Origin of the sequence: Planococcus sp. CP5-4_YE, assembly GCF_019042655.1 — a bacterium.
GTDB lineage: Bacteria > Bacillota > Bacilli > Bacillales_A > Planococcaceae > Planococcus.
The window spans coordinates 235,563-254,055 of sequence record NZ_JAHPZO010000001.1 but is presented as its reverse complement, the minus strand read 5'-3'; the positions used below and the strand labels follow the sequence as shown (position 1 = coordinate 254,055).

Sequence of the window (18,493 nt, the reverse complement as noted above, 5' to 3'; positions counted from 1 at the left end):
AATGGGAAAATTGCCGGTGGCATTCGCCGGCAATTTTTTTCATATCCAGGAGGGCTTTTAATGGTTACCACACATACTTGCCAAAATGGCTTGCGCATCGTTTCTGAACACATCCCGCATTTCCGTTCCGTAGCAGTCGGCGTATTCGTCAATACGGGATCGCGCGATGAGCGGCCGGAAGAAAACGGCATCACGCATTTTATCGAACATCTGTTGTTCAAAGGAACAGAGAAACGCAGCGCCAAGGATATTGCACGTGAATTCGACCGCATCGGCGGCGACTTGAACGCCTACACTTCAAAGGAATATACATGCTATTATGCTAAAGTGCTTGATCACCATGCGCCACTCGCGGTTGAAGTATTGGCCGATATGTTTTTCAATTCGGTGATGGACCCTGTGGAAATTGATAAAGAACGGCTCGTTGTTAAAGAGGAAATCAGCATGACCGAAGATATGGCGGACGATGATGTCCATGAACAATTATGGCGTGTCATGTATCCAGATAATGCGATTGGCGCACCGATCTTAGGCACCAACGAAACGCTGGACCGCTTCTCAAGACAGCAGATTTTGGCTTTTATGGAGCGCCATTACACGCCATCAAACACAGTAGTTTCCGTAGCTGGCCATATAGATGATCGATTGCTTGGCCAAATCGAAACCCTGTTCGGTTCGTTTGAGCGAAAACGCCCGGACAATGCGCATATTATGCCGACGTTCGTTGCTGGACAATCGATTAAGTATAAAGAAACAGAGCAAGCCCACATTTGTCTCGGGTATCCAGGGTTGGCGCTGCAGGACGATAAGTTGTTTGCGCTGGCGGTATTGAACAATATCATCGGCGGCTCAATGTCTTCTCGCCTGTTCCAGGAAATCCGCGAAGACCGCGGGCTTGCCTACTCGGTCTATTCTTACCACTCCGCATACTCAGATCATGGTACGCTTGCCATTTACGGAGGAACTGCCGACCATCAAGTAGGAGAAGTCGAAGAATTGATCCGGACATCGCTCCAGTGCATGCAAGAAGGCGATATCAGCGACTTGGAAATTTCCGATTCCCGCGAGCAATTAAAAGGCAATTTGCTGCTCGGGCTAGAGAGTACAGGAGCCCGGATGAGCCGCAACGGGAAATATGAATTGCTTCACGGCAAACACCAATCTGCTGACGAGATCATTCGCTTGATTGACTCCGTCGAACATGAACACGTAATGGATTTGGTGCAATTGACTTCCACTGCACCGGCCGTCTCCATTATCCGTTCCCAATGAAAACTGAATTGCGGCAATTTGTCGCGTTGATGCGATAAATTATGTTACAATAACGCAAATTAGCTAAGAAGGAGAGAGTCGAGTGAAAACCTATAATGTAGCGATCATGGGCGCAACCGGTGCCGTCGGCCAGCAAATGAAGGATCAGCTGGAAAAGCGCAACTTCCCTGTCGGGGACATTAAATTCCTGTCTTCTGCCCGCTCTGCCGGCAAAGAAATCAAGTTCAATGGACAATCGTACACCGTAGAAGAAGCGATGCCAGAATCGTTTGAGGGAGTGGACATCGCTCTGTTCAGCGCAGGTGGCAGCATCTCGGAAAAATTTGCGCCTGAAGCCGTGAAACGTGGCGCAGTCGTAGTCGATAATACGAGCGCATTTCGCATGAATGAAGATGTGCCGCTCGTCGTCCCTGAAGTGAACAAATCAGCGCTAAAAGGCCATTCTGGCGTTATTGCCAACCCGAATTGCTCGACCATCCAAATGGTGTGCGCCTTGCAGCCGCTAAAAGAGCAATTCGGCTTGCAAAAAATTATCGTTTCCACGTATCAGGCGGTGTCAGGTGCCGGAATCGATGCCATCAACGAATTAAAAGATCAATCAGCGGATTTTGATAACGCTGCAACGGCCGAAGCGAAAGTTTTACCTGTAAAATCAGCCGATCGCCATTATCCGATCGCCTTCAATGCAGTGCCGCAGATCGACCAATTCGCGGACAACGGCTATACGCTGGAAGAAATGAAAATGATCAACGAAACGAAGAAAATCATGAGCGACCAAGGCTTGGCGGTCGCAGCGACTTGTGTGCGATTGCCCGTCGTGACAGGCCACTCCGAATCCGTTTATGTGGAATTGAATGATACGCCGTCTGTCGAGCAAGTGAGAGATGCGCTGAACGGCGCGCCAGGCGTCGTGCTGCAAGACAATCCCGCCAATCAGGAATACCCGATGCCCTTGATGGCGGCTGGGAAAGATGATGTGTTCGTCGGCCGTATCCGCAAAGACCTCGACAACCCGAATGGCTATCATTTATGGATTGTCTCCGATAATTTGATCAAAGGAGCGGCATTGAACTCGGTTCAAATTGCTGAAGCGCTCATCGAAGAACAATTGCTGTAAGCGATTTGACCATCATCCTGCTGCGGATGTTCGGCATACGCGTGTAAAATCTAAGGCTATCCGATGCCGCTTGGAAGTTGTTGCTTCCTGGTGTGTGCGGGTGGCTTTTTTTGTTTCACGAACGGATGTTTTGAGTCAGGCATGTGAGGTAAATACCCGTGAATATTTTTTCTTTGGACTGTTACCGGTGATTACCGTATAATGAAGGCTATGGATCTGTACGGGTGAAATATTTTTAGGAGGAAATCAATTGAGTAAAATTAAAAACGAAGTCATAAGAGTCATTCCGCTTGGCGGAGTAGGAGAAATCGGGAAAGCGATGTATGTTATCGATATCGACGATGACCTGTTCGTCGTCGACAGCGGCTTGATGTTCCCAGAAGATGAGATGCTTGGCGTCGATATCGTCATTCCGGATGTCACATATCTCGAAGAAAACAAAGACCGTGTCAAAGGGATCTTCCTGACGCACGGCCACGAAGATGCGATCGGTTCGATTGCATACCTATTGAAGAAAGTCCAAGCGCCGGTGTACGGCTCGAAGCTGACCATCGCGCTTGCCAAAGAACATGTAAAAGAGCTCGGTTCGCTTAAGCACCATAAATTCTTTGAAGTTACCAATAAGAGCCGCATGAATTTCGACAAGACACACGTCACCTTTTTCCATACGACACACAGCATCCCGGATGCACTAGGAATCGTCTTCCATACATCGGAAGGCGCTATCGTCCACACCGGTGAATTCAAGTTCGACCAGTCGATGCAGGGCAGCTACCGCCCGGATTACGCCAAAATGGCGAAGCTCGGGGAAGATGGCGTCTTGATGTTGCTATCAGATTCCACAGAAGCGGAGCGTCCAGGCTATACGACGTCCGAAACGGTAGTAGCCGACCATATTTTGACGGCATTCCATCAGGCTCCAGGGCGCATTCTTGTGTCGCTTTATTCATCCAACTTCATCCGTATCCAGCAAGTATTCGACATTGCGCATCAAACTGGCAAGAAAGTTGCCGTCATCGGCAAAAGCCTGGAGAAGAGCTATGAAGTCGGATTACGCCTGGGTTACTTGGAAGTGGACGAAGACACCGTTATTTCCTTGAAAGATCTGGAGAAATACAATGATGATGAAGTTGTTATCATCGTGACGGGCAACCAAGGTGAACCGCTCGAAGCGCTCGACAAAATGGTTAAACGCCAGCATAAAGACGTGCGTATCAACGAAACCGACACGGTGTTGATCACGTTCACGCCGTCACCAGGCATGGAAGTACCAATGTTTCAGACAATGAACAAATTGGCAAAAGCCGGCGCGAAAGTACTGACATCGAACAAGAAAGTCCACGTCTCCGGGCACGGCAGCCAGGAAGATTTAAAGATGATGCTGAATTTGATGAAGCCGAAGTATTTTGTCCCAATCCAAGGGGAATACAAAATGCTCATCGCCCATTCAAAATTAGCTCAACAGGTTGGAATCGCTAAATCGGATATCTTCATTGCCGATAAAGGCGATATCGTCGAATATCGAAAAGAAAAAGTCCGTATGAGCGGCCGTGTTACGACGGGCAATGTCTTGATCGATGGAATTGGTATCGGGGATGTCGGAAATATCGTCCTCCGTGACCGCAAACTATTGTCGCAAGATGGAATTTTCATCATTGTCGTTACTTTGAACCGCAAAGAGAAACGTATTGCTTCAGGGCCTGAGATCATTTCCAGAGGGTTTGTCTACGTTCGCGAATCGGAACAATTGCTTGATGAGTCGAGTCAATTGGTGCGCAAAGTCGTCGATAAATACGTGATGCGCGATGCATTCGAATGGAACAACATCAAACAGGAAATCCGCGATACGCTGAATTCTTATCTGTACCAGCAAACGAAGCGACGTCCGATGATCATTCCGATCATCATGGAATACTAAGAATACAAGTAAAGGGATTCCATACCGATGTTATCGGCAGGAATCCTTTTTCATTACGTAAGAAAAGAGGGAATCTTATGGCGCCAAGCCGGACCAATAAAAAACCAAGCGCTAAGCCGCGGACCAAACCACGCACCAAGCCAAAAGCTAAACCAAGAGCCAAGAAAAAACGCCAGCCGGTGCCGATGATCGCTTATGAAGTAACGGGGCTCATTATGATCGGCATCGCGATCTTAATGGTCTTCCGGCTCGGCTTGATCGGCCGCATGTTCAACAATATGGCTGAATACCTGCTCGGTTATTTGGCCTTTCTCGCACCACTGGCCTTGATTGCAGCCGCACTTCACATCATGGTCAAACGTGGGTTGCCGAAAATCCGCGCGAAAATTGCAGCCGGCTCACTATTTCTCCTTGCCGGTGCCTTATTGATCAGCCATTTAATCTGGTCAGCTGGCTCGATCCTGCCGATTACTTCTGCGAATGTCATGTCGGAAACTTCTAAAATGACGCAAATGACGGGAACGATCTGGGGCAATTATGAAGCGACAGGAGGCGGCTTTTTCGGCGCGGTGTTGTATGCGCTGCTCCACATCCTGTTCGCCACTGCGGGGACTTGGGTGATTGCCATCATCTTGCTGTCGATCGGTGCCATCATCTTGACAGGCAAAACGGCTGCGCCAGTTATTGCAGAGCGCTTGCCGATTGTCGGCGAAGCGATGCGGTCACTCGTAGAACGCTTCAAGCCGGAACGCAAACCGGCGAAGAAACAGCCGCGCAGAAAAAATGCACCTGAAAAGGTATTGGAAATGAACGAACAATTGGCTTATGACGACACACTTGAAGAATCGGAGACTACACTGGTCTTTGATCAGGAAACAAACCGGGAGCCGGAAGAGGAAGCGGAAAAAGAGCCGATCATTTCGGCATTTACAGAAAAGGTCAAACCGAAGCGCCAGGATGTAGAGAAGGAAAAACCGAAAACCGAGGCTTCCGAAGAAATCAGGCATGTTGACCCAGAAACGGGGGAGATTTTGAAGGAGCCGGTCATGTCGATGAAAGAGGAAGCGGAAAACGAAGATTATGCCTTGCCGCCGATCGATTTATTGACCTTGCCGCCGCATAGTGACCAAAGTGGGGAATATTCGGGCATTCAAAAAAATGCCAAGAAACTCGAGAAAACCTTCCAAAGCTTCGGTGTTCGCGCGAAAGTGACGCAAGTTCATCTAGGTCCTGCCGTGACGAAATATGAAGTACTGCCGGATGTCGGCGTGAAAGTCAGCAAAATTGTCAGCCTTCACGACGACTTAGCATTGGCGCTTGCTGCTCGCGATATCCGCATTGAAGCACCGATTCCTGGAAAATCGGCGATCGGCATTGAAGTGCCGAATACCGAAGTCGCAGTCGTGAGCCTTCGGGAAGTACTAGAATCGGAAGAAAACAACCGGCCCGACTCGAAATTATTGTTCGGTCTCGGCCGCGACGTCACGGGCCAAGCGGTCATGACCGAACTCAATAAAATGCCCCATCTGCTCGTTGCGGGTTCTACAGGCAGCGGGAAATCGGTATGCATCAACGGCATTATCACGAGCATTATCATGCGCGCCAAGCCGCATGAAGTGAAGATGATGATGATTGACCCGAAAATGGTCGAGCTGAATGTCTACAATGGCATTCCCCATCTACTCGCACCAGTAGTGACAGACCCACGGAAAGCGGCCCAAGCCTTAAAGAAAATCGTCTCGGAAATGGAGCGGCGCTATGAGCTGTTTTCCCATACCGGTACACGCAATATCGAAGGCTATAACGATTATGTCGACACATTCAACGCAGAAAACGAAGAAAAGCATCCGAAGCTGCCGTTTATTGTTGTCATCGTCGATGAATTGGCGGATTTGATGATGGTCGCGTCCAACGAAGTGGAAGATGCCATCACGCGGCTTGCGCAAATGGCGCGTGCTGCCGGCATCCATTTGATCATCGCTACACAGCGCCCGAGCGTCAATGTCATCACCGGCGTTATCAAGGCGAATATCCCATCGCGCATCGCATTTGCAGTGTCATCCGCAATCGATTCACGCACCATTCTCGACATGGGCGGGGCAGAGAAATTGCTCGGCCGCGGCGATATGCTGTTCCTCGGTGCCGGACAATCCAAACCGGTGCGCGTGCAAGGGGCGTTCCTGTTGGATACCGAAGTGGAAAAAATCGTCGACTTTTCAATCGAACAGCAAAAAGCGCAATACCAGGAAGATATGATCCCATCAGATGTGGAAGAAGTAAGCATCGACCAGGAAACAGACGAACTTTATGACGAAGCGGTGCAATTGGTCACAGAAATGCAGACGGCATCTGTGTCGATGCTGCAGCGCAGGTTCCGTGTCGGCTATTCCCGTGCCGCCCGAATCATAGACCAAATGGAGCAGCGCGGGGTCGTCGGACCATATGAAGGTAGTAAGCCGCGCCATGTCCTGGTTCCTAAGCAGGAAGAATACTGATTGGTCAATAGCTGATTTGTGACAAAATGTTTAGTATTTGAGAAAGCTTGTGGAGGAAAATTCGCAGAATTCGACAAATTGCTATTTATTTCATTTCTATTAAATGGTATAGTAATTCTGATTAGTAGGAATGTTTTACATCAGATGTCTGATCTCTGTCATGGGTGGTGAATCATATGACAATCAAATCGGATCACCGTGCATTGTATCTCCAAGTGATCGATCGAATGAAGCAAGATATTGCTTCGGGTGTCTATAAAGAGAAAGAGAAATTGCCATCCGAGTTCGAATTATCGAAATCACTTGGAGTGAGCCGTGCGACTCTACGCGAGGCGCTGCGGCTTCTGGAAGAAGATAATGTAATCGTCAGGCGCCACGGTGTCGGAACGTTTGTCAATTCGAAACCGGTATTTTCATCGGGCATAGAGGAATTGACAAGCGTCTCCGATATGATCCGGCAGGCGGGAATGGAACCCGGAGTGGTCTACTTGAGCACTTCGGAGTCCGTTTGTTCTGAAGAAGATGTTAACCGCTTTCATTGCAATCCGGATGATACTGTCATTTCCATTGAACGCGTCCGAACGGCGAATGGGGAGCCTGTCGTCTATTGCATCGACAAAGTGCCTTCCGTCTTCATGCCCGAAGGTTTTCTCGGACGCAAAGAAAGTTCTATCTTCTCGGCGCTTGAAGAATCCGGCGATATCCGCATCTCGTATGCGGTCACCTTCATCGACCCAACAGGGTATCACGAAGAAGCGTCACCGATCCTCGAATGCGATCCAGAAACCGCATTACTTGTCTTAAAACAGCATCATTACGATGAAAACGATCGCCTGGTGCTGTATTCCAAGAACTATTTCCGGGCTGACAAGTTCAGTTTCCACGTAGTTCGCAAACGTCTGTAAACATCTGATTCCTGCTATTATCAAAAAAACCTTGGGGGTTATCACATTGATTAAACGTAAATTTGGCGTAGGTTTATCATTAATGCTGGCGGCTGGAGTTCTTGCAGCATGCGGCAGCGAAGAAGATACTTCGAACGGCGGCGACTCTGCTGAAGGCGGAGAAGGCACTGAAGAAGCAAGCGATTTCTCTGTAGCGATGGTTACGGATGTCGGAGGCGTCGATGACAAATCCTTCAACCAATCTGCATGGGAAGGCGTTCAGCAATTCGGTGAAGAAAATGGCCTTGAAAAAGGCGACGGCGGGTTCGATTACCTCCAGTCTGCTTCTGACGCTGATTACAACACCAACTTGAATAACTTAATCCGCCGTGATTTCGATGTGGTCTTCGGGATTGGCTTCTTGATGGAAGGCGCTGTCAAAGAAATCGCTGAACAGCAGCCTGACGCACAAATCGCCATCATCGATGCGGTAGTTGATGCTCCAAATGTTGCAAGCGTCTTGTTCAAAGAGCAAGAAGGGGCATTCCTTGCAGGGGTTGCTGCAGCATTGATGACAGAAACCGATAAAATCGGTTTTGTCGGCGGCATGGAGATTCCGGTTATCGAACGCTTTGAAGCCGGCTTCCTTGAAGGGGTAAAAGCTGTTGACGATACAATCGAAGTCGATGTTCAATATACAGGTGCTTTTGATAAAGCAGAATTGGGTAAAACAACTGCTAACCGCATGTACAGTGCTGGGGCAGATATCATCTTCCACGCAGCAGGCGGAACGGGTAACGGCGTATTCACTGAAGCAAAAGAGCGCATCGAAGCTAACCCTGATGAAAAAGTATGGGTTATCGGCGTTGATGCTGACCAATACGAAGAAGGACAAGCTGGCGATGTAAACGTTACATTGACTTCAGTTTTGAAACGTGTAGATACAGCGGTTATCAACATTTCTGAACAAGCGATGAACGGGGAATTCCCAGGCGGGGAAACGGTTACTTATGGTTTGTCTGACGATGGAGTAGCCCTTGCAGATTCTCGTGGCGCGATTCCTGAAGATGTCATGAGCCAGATCGAAGAATACAAAGAACAAGTAATTTCTGGGGACATTGAAGTTCCTGAAACAGTTTCTGAATAAGCTGTAGTCAAATACGGTCATCATAAAGACCGGGTATCCGGTCTTTATGATTTTTTTTCGTCTATTTTTCGAAAGATTAATAGATGAAAGGTTTCTGCTAAAAGAAGCCTTTCATGTATTAATTCATTACATTAAGAAACAACCAGTCTCCGAGGGAGTGAAAACCGTGGAATATGTTATTGAAATGCTGAATATCCGCAAAGAGTTCGGGAACTTTGTCGCCAACGACAATATCACCTTGCAGCTTGAAAAAGGGGAGATTCATGCACTGCTCGGTGAAAACGGGGCAGGAAAATCCACCTTGATGAACGTCTTGTTTGGATTGTATCAACCGGAAGGCGGCGAAATCCGGGTCAGAGGGAAGAAAGTGGATATTTCCAACCCGAACGTAGCGAACGATCTCGGCATTGGCATGGTACATCAACACTTTATGCTGGTCGAGAATTTCAGCGTCACCGAAAACATTATACTCGGCAGCGAGCCGACTAAAATGGGCGTCACCAACAAGAAAGATGCGGCACAAAAAGTGGCGAAATTATCAGAGCAATATGGCTTGAATGTCGACCCATATGCCATCATCGAAGACATTTCAGTCGGCATGCAGCAGCGCGTGGAAATTTTGAAAACACTTTACCGCGGCGCAGAAATTCTGATATTCGATGAGCCGACAGCTTCACTGACGCCTCAGGAGATCACGGAATTGATCCAGATTATGAAGCGTTTAATTGCAGAAGGCAAGTCGATCATTTTGATCACCCACAAATTAAAAGAAATCATGGATGTTTCAGACCGCGTGACAGTCATCCGCAAGGGACAAGGCATAGGGACGGTGACGACATCGGAAACCAATCCGAATGATTTGGCAGCCTTAATGGTCGGTCGCCAAGTTACCTTCAAGACCGAAAAAGGCCCAGCATATCCAACAGAGGAGATCTTGTCTGTCAAAGATCTCGTTGTCGAGGATTACCGCGGCATCGCCAAGGTGAAAAACTTGAATCTTACTGTTCGTAAAGGCGAAATTGTCGGAATTGCGGGAATCGACGGCAATGGCCAATCAGAATTGATTGAAGCCATCACGGGCCTGCGCAAAGTCAAAAGCGGGAAAGTGTGGATTCATGGCAAAGACGTCACCGGGATGAAACCGCGCAAAGTGACGGAATCCGGCGTCGGCCATATTCCGCAAGACCGACATAAGCACGGCTTGGTACTTGATTTTCCGATCGGCCACAATATCGCATTGCAAACTTACTATACAGCGCCGATCTCGAAGTCCGGAATCATGGATTATAACAAAATTACGGAAAAAGCCCAGCAGATCATCAAGGATTTTGATGTGCGTACTCAAGGCCCACATGAGCCAGCGCGCGCGTTGTCTGGGGGCAATCAGCAAAAAGCAATCATCGGCCGTGAAGTCGACCGCAATCCAGACTTGCTCATTGCGGCGCTCCCAACGCGCGGTTTGGATGTAGGGGCTATCGAATTTATCCATAGCCGTCTAATTGAACAACGCGATAACGGCAAAGCGGTCCTATTGATTTCATTTGAATTGGATGAAGTCATGAACGTCTCTGATCGCATAGCCGTCATTCACGACGGTGAAATCGTCGACGTGGTCATTCCTGAAGAAACGACTGAACAACAACTGGGTCTTCTCATGGCAGGACATGCGGATAAAGACAAGAAAGGCGGGAAGCACCGTGTCGAATAGAGCGACAAACTTGCTGGTCCCGATCGTTTCCGTCGTGCTCGGCCTGATCGTAGGCGCGATTATCATGCTCGTCAGCGGTTATAGCCCAATCGAAGGCTATGCTGCATTATGGAACGGTATTTTTGGAGACCTTTACACCATCGGCGAAACACTTCGCCAAATTACACCTTATTTATTGGCCGGTCTAGCGGTAGCATTCGCTTTCCGCTCAGGGCTCTTTAACATTGGAGTAGAAGGACAATTGATCGTCGGTTGGTTCGCTGCAGCTTATGTTGGCGTAGCGGTTGAACTGCCGAAAATCATTCATTTGCCGCTGGCGATTCTTGCTGCGGCTGTCGCTGGAGCTTTATGGGGCTTTGTTCCGGGGCTATTGAAAGCCAAGTTCCGTGTACATGAAGTTATCGTCACCATCATGATGAACTATATTGCGCTTCACGTTACCAATGCCTTAATCCGAACGGTGTCTGAGGGGGGAGACCGCACGGAGCGGATTTTCGCCAGTGCTTCCCTTCGTTCCGAATTCTTAGAGAACTTGACGGAATTTTCCCGTCTGCATCTTGGGTTGCTGCTTGCACTGATTATGGTCGGTGTTATGTGGTTTATCCTGGAGAAGACAACGCTTGGCTTCGAGCTGAAAGCGGTCGGTTTCAACCAGCATGCTTCTGAATATGCTGGAATGAACGTCAATAAAAATATCATCATGGCGATGGTCATTTCCGGAGCATTTGCAGGCCTTGCGGGCGCGATGGAAGCTCTGGGGACATTCGAGTATGTTTCGTCAAAAGGTGGTTTCACTGGAATCGGATTTGACGGCATCGCCGTTGCGCTTCTGGGGATGAATACGCCGCTTGGTGTCATTTTCGGGGCTACATTATTCGGTTCCTTGAAATACGGCGCACTCAATATGCCGAATGCTGCAGGCATTCCAATTGAGATCGTTGAAATTGTCATCGCCGTGATCATCTTCTTCGTAGCATCCGGCTATATCATTCGTTTGCTGCTGCTCCGAGCGGCTGGCAAAAAGAAGGAGGCGAAGTGATATGAGCTTTATGGAGATTCTATATTTCATCGTTCCTTCGGCAATTTTCTATGCAGCACCGCTTATTCTTGTTGCAATTGGCGGTGTGTTCTCTGAACGTTCTGGCGTTGTCAACATCGGCCTGGAGGGTTTGATGGTCATCGGCGCATTTGTCGGTATTTTGTTCAACTTGTTATTCGCGGATACATTCGGTGGAATGACACCATGGCTAGCATTGATTGCTGCAATGGTTGCAGCGATGCTGTTGTCGCTGCTTCACGCCGTGGCATCGATTTCATTCCGCGCCGACCAAGTCGTTTCAGGGGTTGCCATCAACTTATTGGCAATCGCACTTGCACTTTATTTGGTGAAAAGCATTTTCGATAAAGGCCAGACGGATTTCATCACCGAACGTTTTGCACGTTATAACGTTCCGGTGTTATCTGACATTCCTGTCATCGGCCCATTATTCTTCACATCGGTTTACAATACCTCATTCTTTGCAATCGGTGTGGCGATCCTGGCATGGTTCGTCATCTACAAGACTCCGTTCGGCTTGCGTTTGCGCGCAGTCGGCGAGCATCCGATGGCAGCTGATACAATGGGGATCAACGTCGCAAGAATGCGCTATGTAGCAGTCATGATTTCCGGCGCACTCGCTGGAATCGGCGGCGCGATCTATGCGCAGACGATTACTGGAGACTTCGGCCATGCGACAATCAACGGCCAAGGCTTTATGGCGCTTGCTGCAATGATCTTCGGAAAATGGCATCCGCTTGGTGCAATGGGCGCGGCTTTATTCTTTGGCTTCGCGCAATCCTTGAGCATTGTCGGTTCTTCGATTCCGTATATCCAGGAAATTCCGAACGTCTTCCTGTTGATCTTGCCGTATGTCTTGACGATCTTTGCGCTGGCTGGCTTCATCGGCCGCGCCAATGCTCCGAAAGCGAACGGGAAACCGTATATTAAAGGACAGCGTTAAACAGATGCCGCATATCAGCGGACTGAAAACTGGCGGGGAACTCCCCGCCAGTTTTTTTATGGAAAAAATCAAGAGCAGGCTCTGGCGGTTGGAAAAACCCTTCATTAAATAGCGTGCTGGAGGCTGAGATGTTTCAAGGAATTTGCATAATCGAGGAATCGCTTGAAATCCGGCTGCTTTTTTCCAGTGGTTTCCTCCGGTTTCATTGCATTTAAAGGAAAAAGTCCGGTATAGTTAGTGTATGAATTACGAGAGGGGATCCAACATGTTTGAAACCAATAAGATTGCACAAGGCGTCCATGTCCACGTACACCAAACGACGCAATTCAAAACGATTAATTTTTCGATCCGCTTCAAGGACCGCCTTACCGTGAAAAATGCTTCCGAACGCGCGATCCTGGCAAATGTCTTGCAGCACAGCAACGAAATGTATCCATCCCATACAGCACTGCGCATGGTGCTCGATGATTTATACGGAACCTCCTTATACATAGATTCCACCAAACGCGGAGACGACCATATCCTCAATTTGAATGTCGAAACCGTTAATGACCAATATCTATCGGATGAAGGCGTTCTTGAGAAAGTGATGAATTTGATGTATATCGTCCTGTTCAAGCCGAATTTTGAGAATGAGCTGTTCAAGGAGAGCATTTTCAAGCGGGAACAGGAATCCATCGTCCAGCGCATCGAATCGGTATTTGATGATAAAACCCGTTACGCCCAGCAGCGCATGATGGAACTCGGGCTTCCCGGCCATCCTGCTTCGATTACTTCGAACGGTTCAATCGAACAAGTCAAGCAAGTGACCAATGAGTCGCTTGTTGCTGCATACCACCATATGCTGGAAAATAACGAAGTGGAGATTTACGTGGTGGGAGACGTTTCACCGGAAGTGATCTCTGCGCATATCCGCGATTATTTCCATTTTACCGACCGCAAAGAACTTCCTGAAAAAATGGAAACCCAATTGCAGCCGCCCGAACAGTCCCGCGTGCTAGAATACGAGGACATGAAACAAGGGAAATTGCATATGATGTTCTTCACACCGGTCACATTCCGCGACGAAGATTTCCCGGTCATGCAATTGATGAACGGCATTTTCGGCGGATACGCGCATTCAAAATTGTTCGCCAATATCCGCGAGAAGGAAAGCATGGCTTATTACGTATCGAGTTCCTATGCCTCGCAGTTCGGCCTGATGTTCGTCCTTGCCGGCATCGACCGCAAGTTGGAAGAAAAAGCGGTTTCGTTGATCCTAGGCCAATTGGATGAAATCAAGCAAGGGCATATTACCGATACCGAGTTGGACCAGACGAAAGCTTTGCTCACCAACCAATTAAAAGAAGCGCTCGATTCGGCAAGAGGCCAAATCGATATTTACGATCAATACATGGAACTTTCGGAAGACTTTGAACCTGCCTATTTGATTGAAAGATGGGAAAGCGTAACAAAAGAGCAGATTGCGCAGGCAGCAAACAATATCAGTTTGCAAATGACGTATTTCTTGTCTGGCAAGGAGGAAGCAAAAGATGAATAAAATGGAATTCAACCAACTCGAAGAAACGCTTTATCACGAACAATTGCCTAATGGTTTGACGGTTTACATCCTGCCGAAGCGCGGATTTTCAAAAACCTACGCGACATTCACGACGAAATACGGCTCGATTGATAACCATTTCGTGCCGCTAGGTGAAAAACAAGCGGTTCAAGTGCCGGATGGCATCGCCCACTTCCTCGAGCATAAAATGTTCGAAAAAGAAGAAGGCGATATTTTTCAGGAGTTCAGTAAAAACGGCGCTTCTGCCAATGCGTTCACTTCGTTCACGCGGACGGCGTATCTATTTTCCGCGACAGGGCGGATTCAGGAAAACGTCACGACTTTGCTGAATTTTGTCCAAAGCCCGTACTTCACCGAACAGACAGTAGAAAAGGAAAAAGGCATCATTGCACAGGAAATCACCATGTATGACGACCAACCCGATTGGCGCCTGTACTTTGGCATGATCGAGAACCTATACCAGAACCATCCCGTCAAAATCGATATTGCTGGGACAGTTGAGTCGATTCAGCACATCACGGCGGAACATCTCTATACGTGCTACCATACGTTCTACCACCCGTCGAATATGGCGTTGTTTATCGTCGGAAACGTTGAGCCTGACAGCATGATGCAATTCGTCAAAGACAACCAGGCGGCGAAAACATTCGATGCGCCTGCACCGATCGAGCGCATTTTTCCTGACGAGCCGAAAGAAGCGGCGGTCAAGGAACGGACGCTAGAAATGGCGGTCCAAAAACCGAAAGTCTTTGTCGGCGTCAAACCGGAGCGGCTGGATCTGCACGGGCCGGAAATGCTCAAGCATGAATTATCCGCGCAGCTCGCGTACGAGTTATTGTTTGGCAGAACTTCGAACTTTTACCATGAAGCTTACGAGAACGGCTGGATCGATGAATCGTATTCATTCGATTATTCATTGGAAAGCGGATTCGGCTATGCACTGATCGGGACGGATACGAACCATCCTGAAAAGTTTGCAGAAGAGGTTAAAAAAGCGATCCATCAGGCAGTGGAAAAATGGCCGTTCGGTCAGGAAGACCTAGACCGCGTGCGCCGCAAGAAAATCGGCTTTTTCATGCGCGCGTTGAATTCACCGGAATATATTGCCAACCAATTTACGCAATATGCGTTCAACGGCATGAACCTTTTCGATGTCGTGCCGGTGCTTGAACAGATCGAAGTGGCCGATTTGCAAAATGCATTCGCTTTAGTCAGTGCAGAAAGCCAGCAATCGGTCTTTACGATCAAATCACCGGAGAAGGAACAGGCGTGAAGCAATTCGCTCTGATTCTCGGGGCATCGGGAGACATCGGCGGAGCTATTGCCAGACAGATGGCGGACGAGGGCTGGTCGCTTTATCTTCATTATCATTCGAACGCCCTTGAAGCATTTGCGGAGGAGCTCAGCGCACATTACCCAAAGCAGGAGTTCATTTCGGTACAGGGCGATTTCACGCAAGACGGCGGCGCCCAGCAAGTCGCAAGCCAAGTGTTCGACAGCTCGTGCATCGTTTGTGCGAGTGGGCACGCGCTGTCTGGCCTATTGCAGGACACGAGCAGCGACGACCAGGATGCTTTATGGCGCGTCCATGTAAAAAATCCGATCGAGACGGTGCGGCTGTTGTCGCCTTATTTCATGAGGCATGAAAAATCCTATGTCATATTTATTGCATCGATCTGGGGCGAAACGGGCGCTTCTATGGAAACGGCGTATTCGGCTGTGAAAGGCGCACAACTCGCATTCACGAAAGCGTATGCGAAAGAGATGGCGCCGTCCGGCACACGCGTCAATGCCGTGTCGCCGGGATTGATCCGCACCAAAATGAATGACGGATTGACAGAGCAAGAATGGCTGGAGCTCGAAGAAGAGATTCCGCTCGGGGCAGGTTCTCCACAAGATATTGCCCATGCTGTTGCTTTTTTAGCGAGCGGCAAGGCGGATTATATTACCGGGCAGACGATTCGCGTCAACGGAGGCTGGCTCATTTAATGTACGCAAGCTTTTCATCATTGTTGATGTAGGCTATCATAAAGGCAATGGACCATAGGATGACACATATATGGAGGGAGAGTGAAGCATGAAAGAATGGTATTTTGAGTATGAAATCCAAGTCAACCGCCCGGGCTTGCTCGGGGACATCGCATCGCTTCTCGGCATGCTGCGCGTCAATATCGTTACCATCAACGGTGTAGACCAAGGGCGTCGCGGCATGCTGTTGCGCGCAGAGCATGACGTGCAGATCGAACGCTTCGAACAGATCCTGTCGACGATTGAAACGATTGCGGTGACGAAATTCCGCGAACCGAAATTGCGAGACATTCTCGCGGTGCGGCATGGCCGTTATATCCAGCGCGACGCAGACGATCGCAAAACTTTCCGTTTCGTGCGGGATGAACTCGGGCTGCTCGTCGATTTCATGGCGGAAATCTTCAAACAGGAAGGCCATAAACTGGTCGGGCTCCGGGGCATGCCGCGCGTCGGCAAGACCGAGTCAATTGTTGCTGCAAGCGTCAGTGCCAACAAGAAATGGATTTTCCTGTCGTCTACGATGATCAAGCAGACCGTCCGCAACCAATTGATGGGCGATGAACATAACGACAATAATATTTTCATCTTGGACGGCATCGTCACAAGGCGTTCAGCCGATGAGCGCCATCTTCAGCTCGTGCGGGAGATGATGCGCATGCCGACCATCAAAGTGGTTGAGCATCCCGACAAATTCGTCGAGCATTCGGAGTACAGCATCGATGATTTCGATTATATTATCGAATTGCGACATCATCCGGAAGAAAAGATTACGTATGAAGTATTGGAGAAAAACACGTTTATGGACAATAAAGACCAAATGGATATGTTTGGTGACGGTTTCAATTTTTAACCAGGCAGGTGATGACGATGGGACTATTGGGCAAGAAGCTGAAACAGGCAAGGCTCGAACAAGGCTTAAGCCTAGAACAGCTCAATGAGCGGACAAAAATCCAAAAGCATCATTTGGAAGGCATCGAAACAGGAGATTATTCGGCCATCCCTGGCAGCTTTTATGTGCGTGCATTTATCAAGCGCTATGCACAAGCCGTCGGTATGGACGGCGATGCCCTGTTAAGGGAACATGAAAACGAGCTGCCTGAAGATACCCTAGAGGCCGCGCCGGCTAAGCATTTGACGCGCAGGCCCGAGAAGAAAAAAAGCAACTCTGGCCCCGTCGCAGAATCAATGCCGAAAGTACTGGTGGCATTATTTATCGTTTTCATATTATTGGTCATTTGGTATTTCTATCTGCTCAGCACATCGGGTAACGATGTCCAACAGGAAGAAGAAGGCGGCGATGTGGAATACGAAGCTGCGCCTGAGCAACAACCGGAAGAGCAGCCGGAAGCGGCACCAGAAGAAGCTCCTGTTGATGAACCGGAAGAACAACCGGAACCCGAAGAGCCTCAAGCCCAATTGGAACTTGAGAGTGTATCGGGTGAAACGACGACATATACGTTCGCTGGCCCGGCTGACAAACAGCTTGAATTTACCGCAAACGGCGAATCATGGTTGAGTGTTTTAAATGACGGCGGAGCTCAACTGTTGAGCCTCGCTCGTGTGTTCGAGGCCGGGGAGACGGAAGCTATTGATGTATCTGATGAAACGGACATTTTCATGCGGGTCGGGGATTACCCGATGCTTTCCATTGAACTGAACGGTGAAGCGGTGCCCTATGAACAAGAACTTAAACCGCAAAACATCATCATCCGTTTTGATGATGCTCAGTAGCCATCACCTGATGGCTATTTTTCTGCGAGAATTGAAAGGAGAAAAACAAATGAATATTCCTAATCAAATCACCATCTCACGGATCTTGCTGATCCCACTCTTCATGGCGTTCATGCTCATCGATTTCGGATGGGGAGATATGACGCTTCTTGGAGCAACGCTTCCGGTTGCACACTTCATCGGCGCATTGATCTTCATTTTTGCCTCCGCCACCGACTGGGTTGATGGCTATTATGCGCGCAAATACAATTTAGTCACGACTTTCGGCAAGTTCTTGGATCCCCTTGCCGATAAACTCCTTGTCTCTGCGGCATTGATCATCTTAGTCGAGCTAGGCTTCGCGCCGGCATGGGTTGTCATTATCATTATCAGCCGCGAATTCGCGGTCACTGGCTTGCGCTTGGTGCTGGCAGGCGAAGGTGAAGTCGTGGCAGCCGGCAATTTAGGCAAAATCAAGACCGTTACACAACTGCTCGCGATTATTTCGCTATTGCTTTACAATATGATTTTTGCATTGGCCGGTATTCCGTTCGGCGAGATCATGCTTTATATCGCTTTGGTATTTACGGTATGGTCCGGATGGGATTATTTCTATGCCAACCGCAAAGGGCTTATGACGTCCAAATAAGCGC

The 18,493-nt window shown here is 48.7% G+C and carries 15 protein-coding genes; all 15 read left to right on the top strand.

Annotated elements, in window-relative coordinates; genetic code table 11:
• The first annotated feature begins 60 nt into the window (after positions 1-60).
• On the top strand, positions 61-1,272 hold the full coding sequence (locus KTG14_RS01295) for a M16 family metallopeptidase (RefSeq protein WP_216968673.1): 1,212 nt from the start codon (positions 61-63) through the stop codon (positions 1,270-1,272).
• 106 nt (positions 1,273-1,378) lie between these two features.
• Positions 1,379-2,389 carry an aspartate-semialdehyde dehydrogenase gene (locus KTG14_RS01290; protein WP_254177932.1) on the top strand — a complete coding sequence of 337 codons (1,011 nt, stop codon included), beginning with the start codon at positions 1,379-1,381 and terminating at the stop codon, positions 2,387-2,389.
• 250 nt (positions 2,390-2,639) lie between these two features.
• The gene (locus tag KTG14_RS01285; RefSeq protein ID WP_216968663.1) at positions 2,640-4,307 is read left to right on the top strand and encodes a ribonuclease J; all 1,668 of its coding nucleotides are present in this window, start codon (positions 2,640-2,642) and stop codon (positions 4,305-4,307) included.
• A 77-nt stretch (positions 4,308-4,384) separates the two neighbouring features.
• Positions 4,385-6,802, top strand: coding sequence for an FtsK/SpoIIIE family DNA translocase (locus KTG14_RS01280; protein WP_216968660.1), 2,418 nt, complete (start codon positions 4,385-4,387; stop codon positions 6,800-6,802).
• 176 nt (positions 6,803-6,978) lie between these two features.
• Positions 6,979-7,707 carry a GntR family transcriptional regulator gene (locus KTG14_RS01275; RefSeq protein WP_216968658.1) on the top strand — a complete coding sequence of 243 codons (729 nt, stop codon included), beginning with the start codon at positions 6,979-6,981 and terminating at the stop codon, positions 7,705-7,707.
• 46 nt (positions 7,708-7,753) lie between these two features.
• Positions 7,754-8,833, top strand: a complete 1,080-nt coding sequence (locus KTG14_RS01270) for a BMP family lipoprotein (protein ID WP_216968656.1) — start codon at positions 7,754-7,756, stop codon at positions 8,831-8,833.
• Positions 8,834-8,999: 166 nt separating this feature from the next.
• Positions 9,000-10,541: an ABC transporter ATP-binding protein gene (locus KTG14_RS01265; RefSeq protein WP_216968654.1), complete on the top strand. Its 1,542-nt coding sequence runs from the start codon at positions 9,000-9,002 to the stop codon at positions 10,539-10,541.
• Positions 10,531-11,580 (top strand): ABC transporter permease, encoded by a 1,050-nt coding sequence (locus KTG14_RS01260; RefSeq protein ID WP_216968652.1) that lies wholly within the window; start codon positions 10,531-10,533, stop codon positions 11,578-11,580. Before KTG14_RS01265 ends, KTG14_RS01260 begins: the two co-directional genes overlap by 11 nt.
• Position 11,581: 1 nt before the next feature.
• A complete protein-coding gene (locus tag KTG14_RS01255) occupies positions 11,582-12,541 on the top strand; it encodes an ABC transporter permease (protein WP_216968651.1) in 960 nt (319 codons plus the stop codon).
• A gap of 265 nt (positions 12,542-12,806) precedes the next feature.
• On the top strand, positions 12,807-14,081 hold the full coding sequence (yfmF, locus tag KTG14_RS01250) for an EF-P 5-aminopentanol modification-associated protein YfmF (protein WP_216968648.1): 1,275 nt from the start codon (positions 12,807-12,809) through the stop codon (positions 14,079-14,081).
• Positions 14,074-15,375: an EF-P 5-aminopentanol modification-associated protein YfmH gene (gene yfmH / locus KTG14_RS01245; RefSeq protein WP_216968646.1), complete on the top strand. Its 1,302-nt coding sequence runs from the start codon at positions 14,074-14,076 to the stop codon at positions 15,373-15,375. Before yfmF ends, yfmH begins: the two co-directional genes overlap by 8 nt.
• Positions 15,372-16,091, top strand: a complete 720-nt coding sequence (gene ymfI / locus KTG14_RS01240; protein ID WP_216968643.1) for an elongation factor P 5-aminopentanone reductase — start codon at positions 15,372-15,374, stop codon at positions 16,089-16,091. The genes yfmH and ymfI overlap by 4 nt, the downstream gene beginning before the upstream one ends.
• 88 nt (positions 16,092-16,179) lie before the next feature.
• A complete protein-coding gene (locus KTG14_RS01235) occupies positions 16,180-16,980 on the top strand; it encodes a YmfK family protein (RefSeq protein ID WP_058380490.1) in 801 nt (266 codons plus the stop codon).
• Positions 16,981-16,997: 17 nt separating this feature from the next.
• Positions 16,998-17,861 (top strand): helix-turn-helix domain-containing protein, encoded by an 864-nt coding sequence (locus KTG14_RS01230; protein WP_216968641.1) that lies wholly within the window; start codon positions 16,998-17,000, stop codon positions 17,859-17,861.
• A gap of 49 nt (positions 17,862-17,910) precedes the next feature.
• Complete coding sequence (pgsA, locus tag KTG14_RS01225) at positions 17,911-18,489, top strand: CDP-diacylglycerol--glycerol-3-phosphate 3-phosphatidyltransferase (RefSeq protein WP_216968639.1); 579 nt, start codon at positions 17,911-17,913, stop codon at positions 18,487-18,489.
• The last annotated feature ends 4 nt before the right edge of the window (positions 18,490-18,493 follow it).

Excerpts from the sequence above, each read along its gene's own strand:
- KTG14_RS01295 (WP_216968673.1), top strand. The coding sequence starts at position 61 with ATGGTTACCACACATACTTGCCAAAATGGCTTGCGCATCGTTTCTGAA.
- KTG14_RS01290 (WP_254177932.1), top strand. The coding sequence starts at position 1,379 with ATGGGCGCAACCGGTGCCGTCGGCCAGCAAATGAAGGATCAGCTGGAA.
- KTG14_RS01280 (WP_216968660.1), top strand. The coding sequence starts at position 4,385 with ATGGCGCCAAGCCGGACCAATAAAAAACCAAGCGCTAAGCCGCGGACC.
- KTG14_RS01275 (WP_216968658.1), top strand. The coding sequence starts at position 6,979 with ATGACAATCAAATCGGATCACCGTGCATTGTATCTCCAAGTGATCGAT.
- KTG14_RS01255 (WP_216968651.1), top strand. The coding sequence starts at position 11,582 with ATGAGCTTTATGGAGATTCTATATTTCATCGTTCCTTCGGCAATTTTC.
- yfmF (WP_216968648.1), top strand. The coding sequence starts at position 12,807 with ATGTTTGAAACCAATAAGATTGCACAAGGCGTCCATGTCCACGTACAC.
- yfmH (WP_216968646.1), top strand. The coding sequence starts at position 14,074 with ATGAATAAAATGGAATTCAACCAACTCGAAGAAACGCTTTATCACGAA.
- KTG14_RS01235 (WP_058380490.1), top strand. The coding sequence starts at position 16,180 with ATGAAAGAATGGTATTTTGAGTATGAAATCCAAGTCAACCGCCCGGGC.
- KTG14_RS01230 (WP_216968641.1), top strand. The coding sequence starts at position 16,998 with ATGGGACTATTGGGCAAGAAGCTGAAACAGGCAAGGCTCGAACAAGGC.
- pgsA (WP_216968639.1), top strand. The coding sequence starts at position 17,911 with ATGAATATTCCTAATCAAATCACCATCTCACGGATCTTGCTGATCCCA.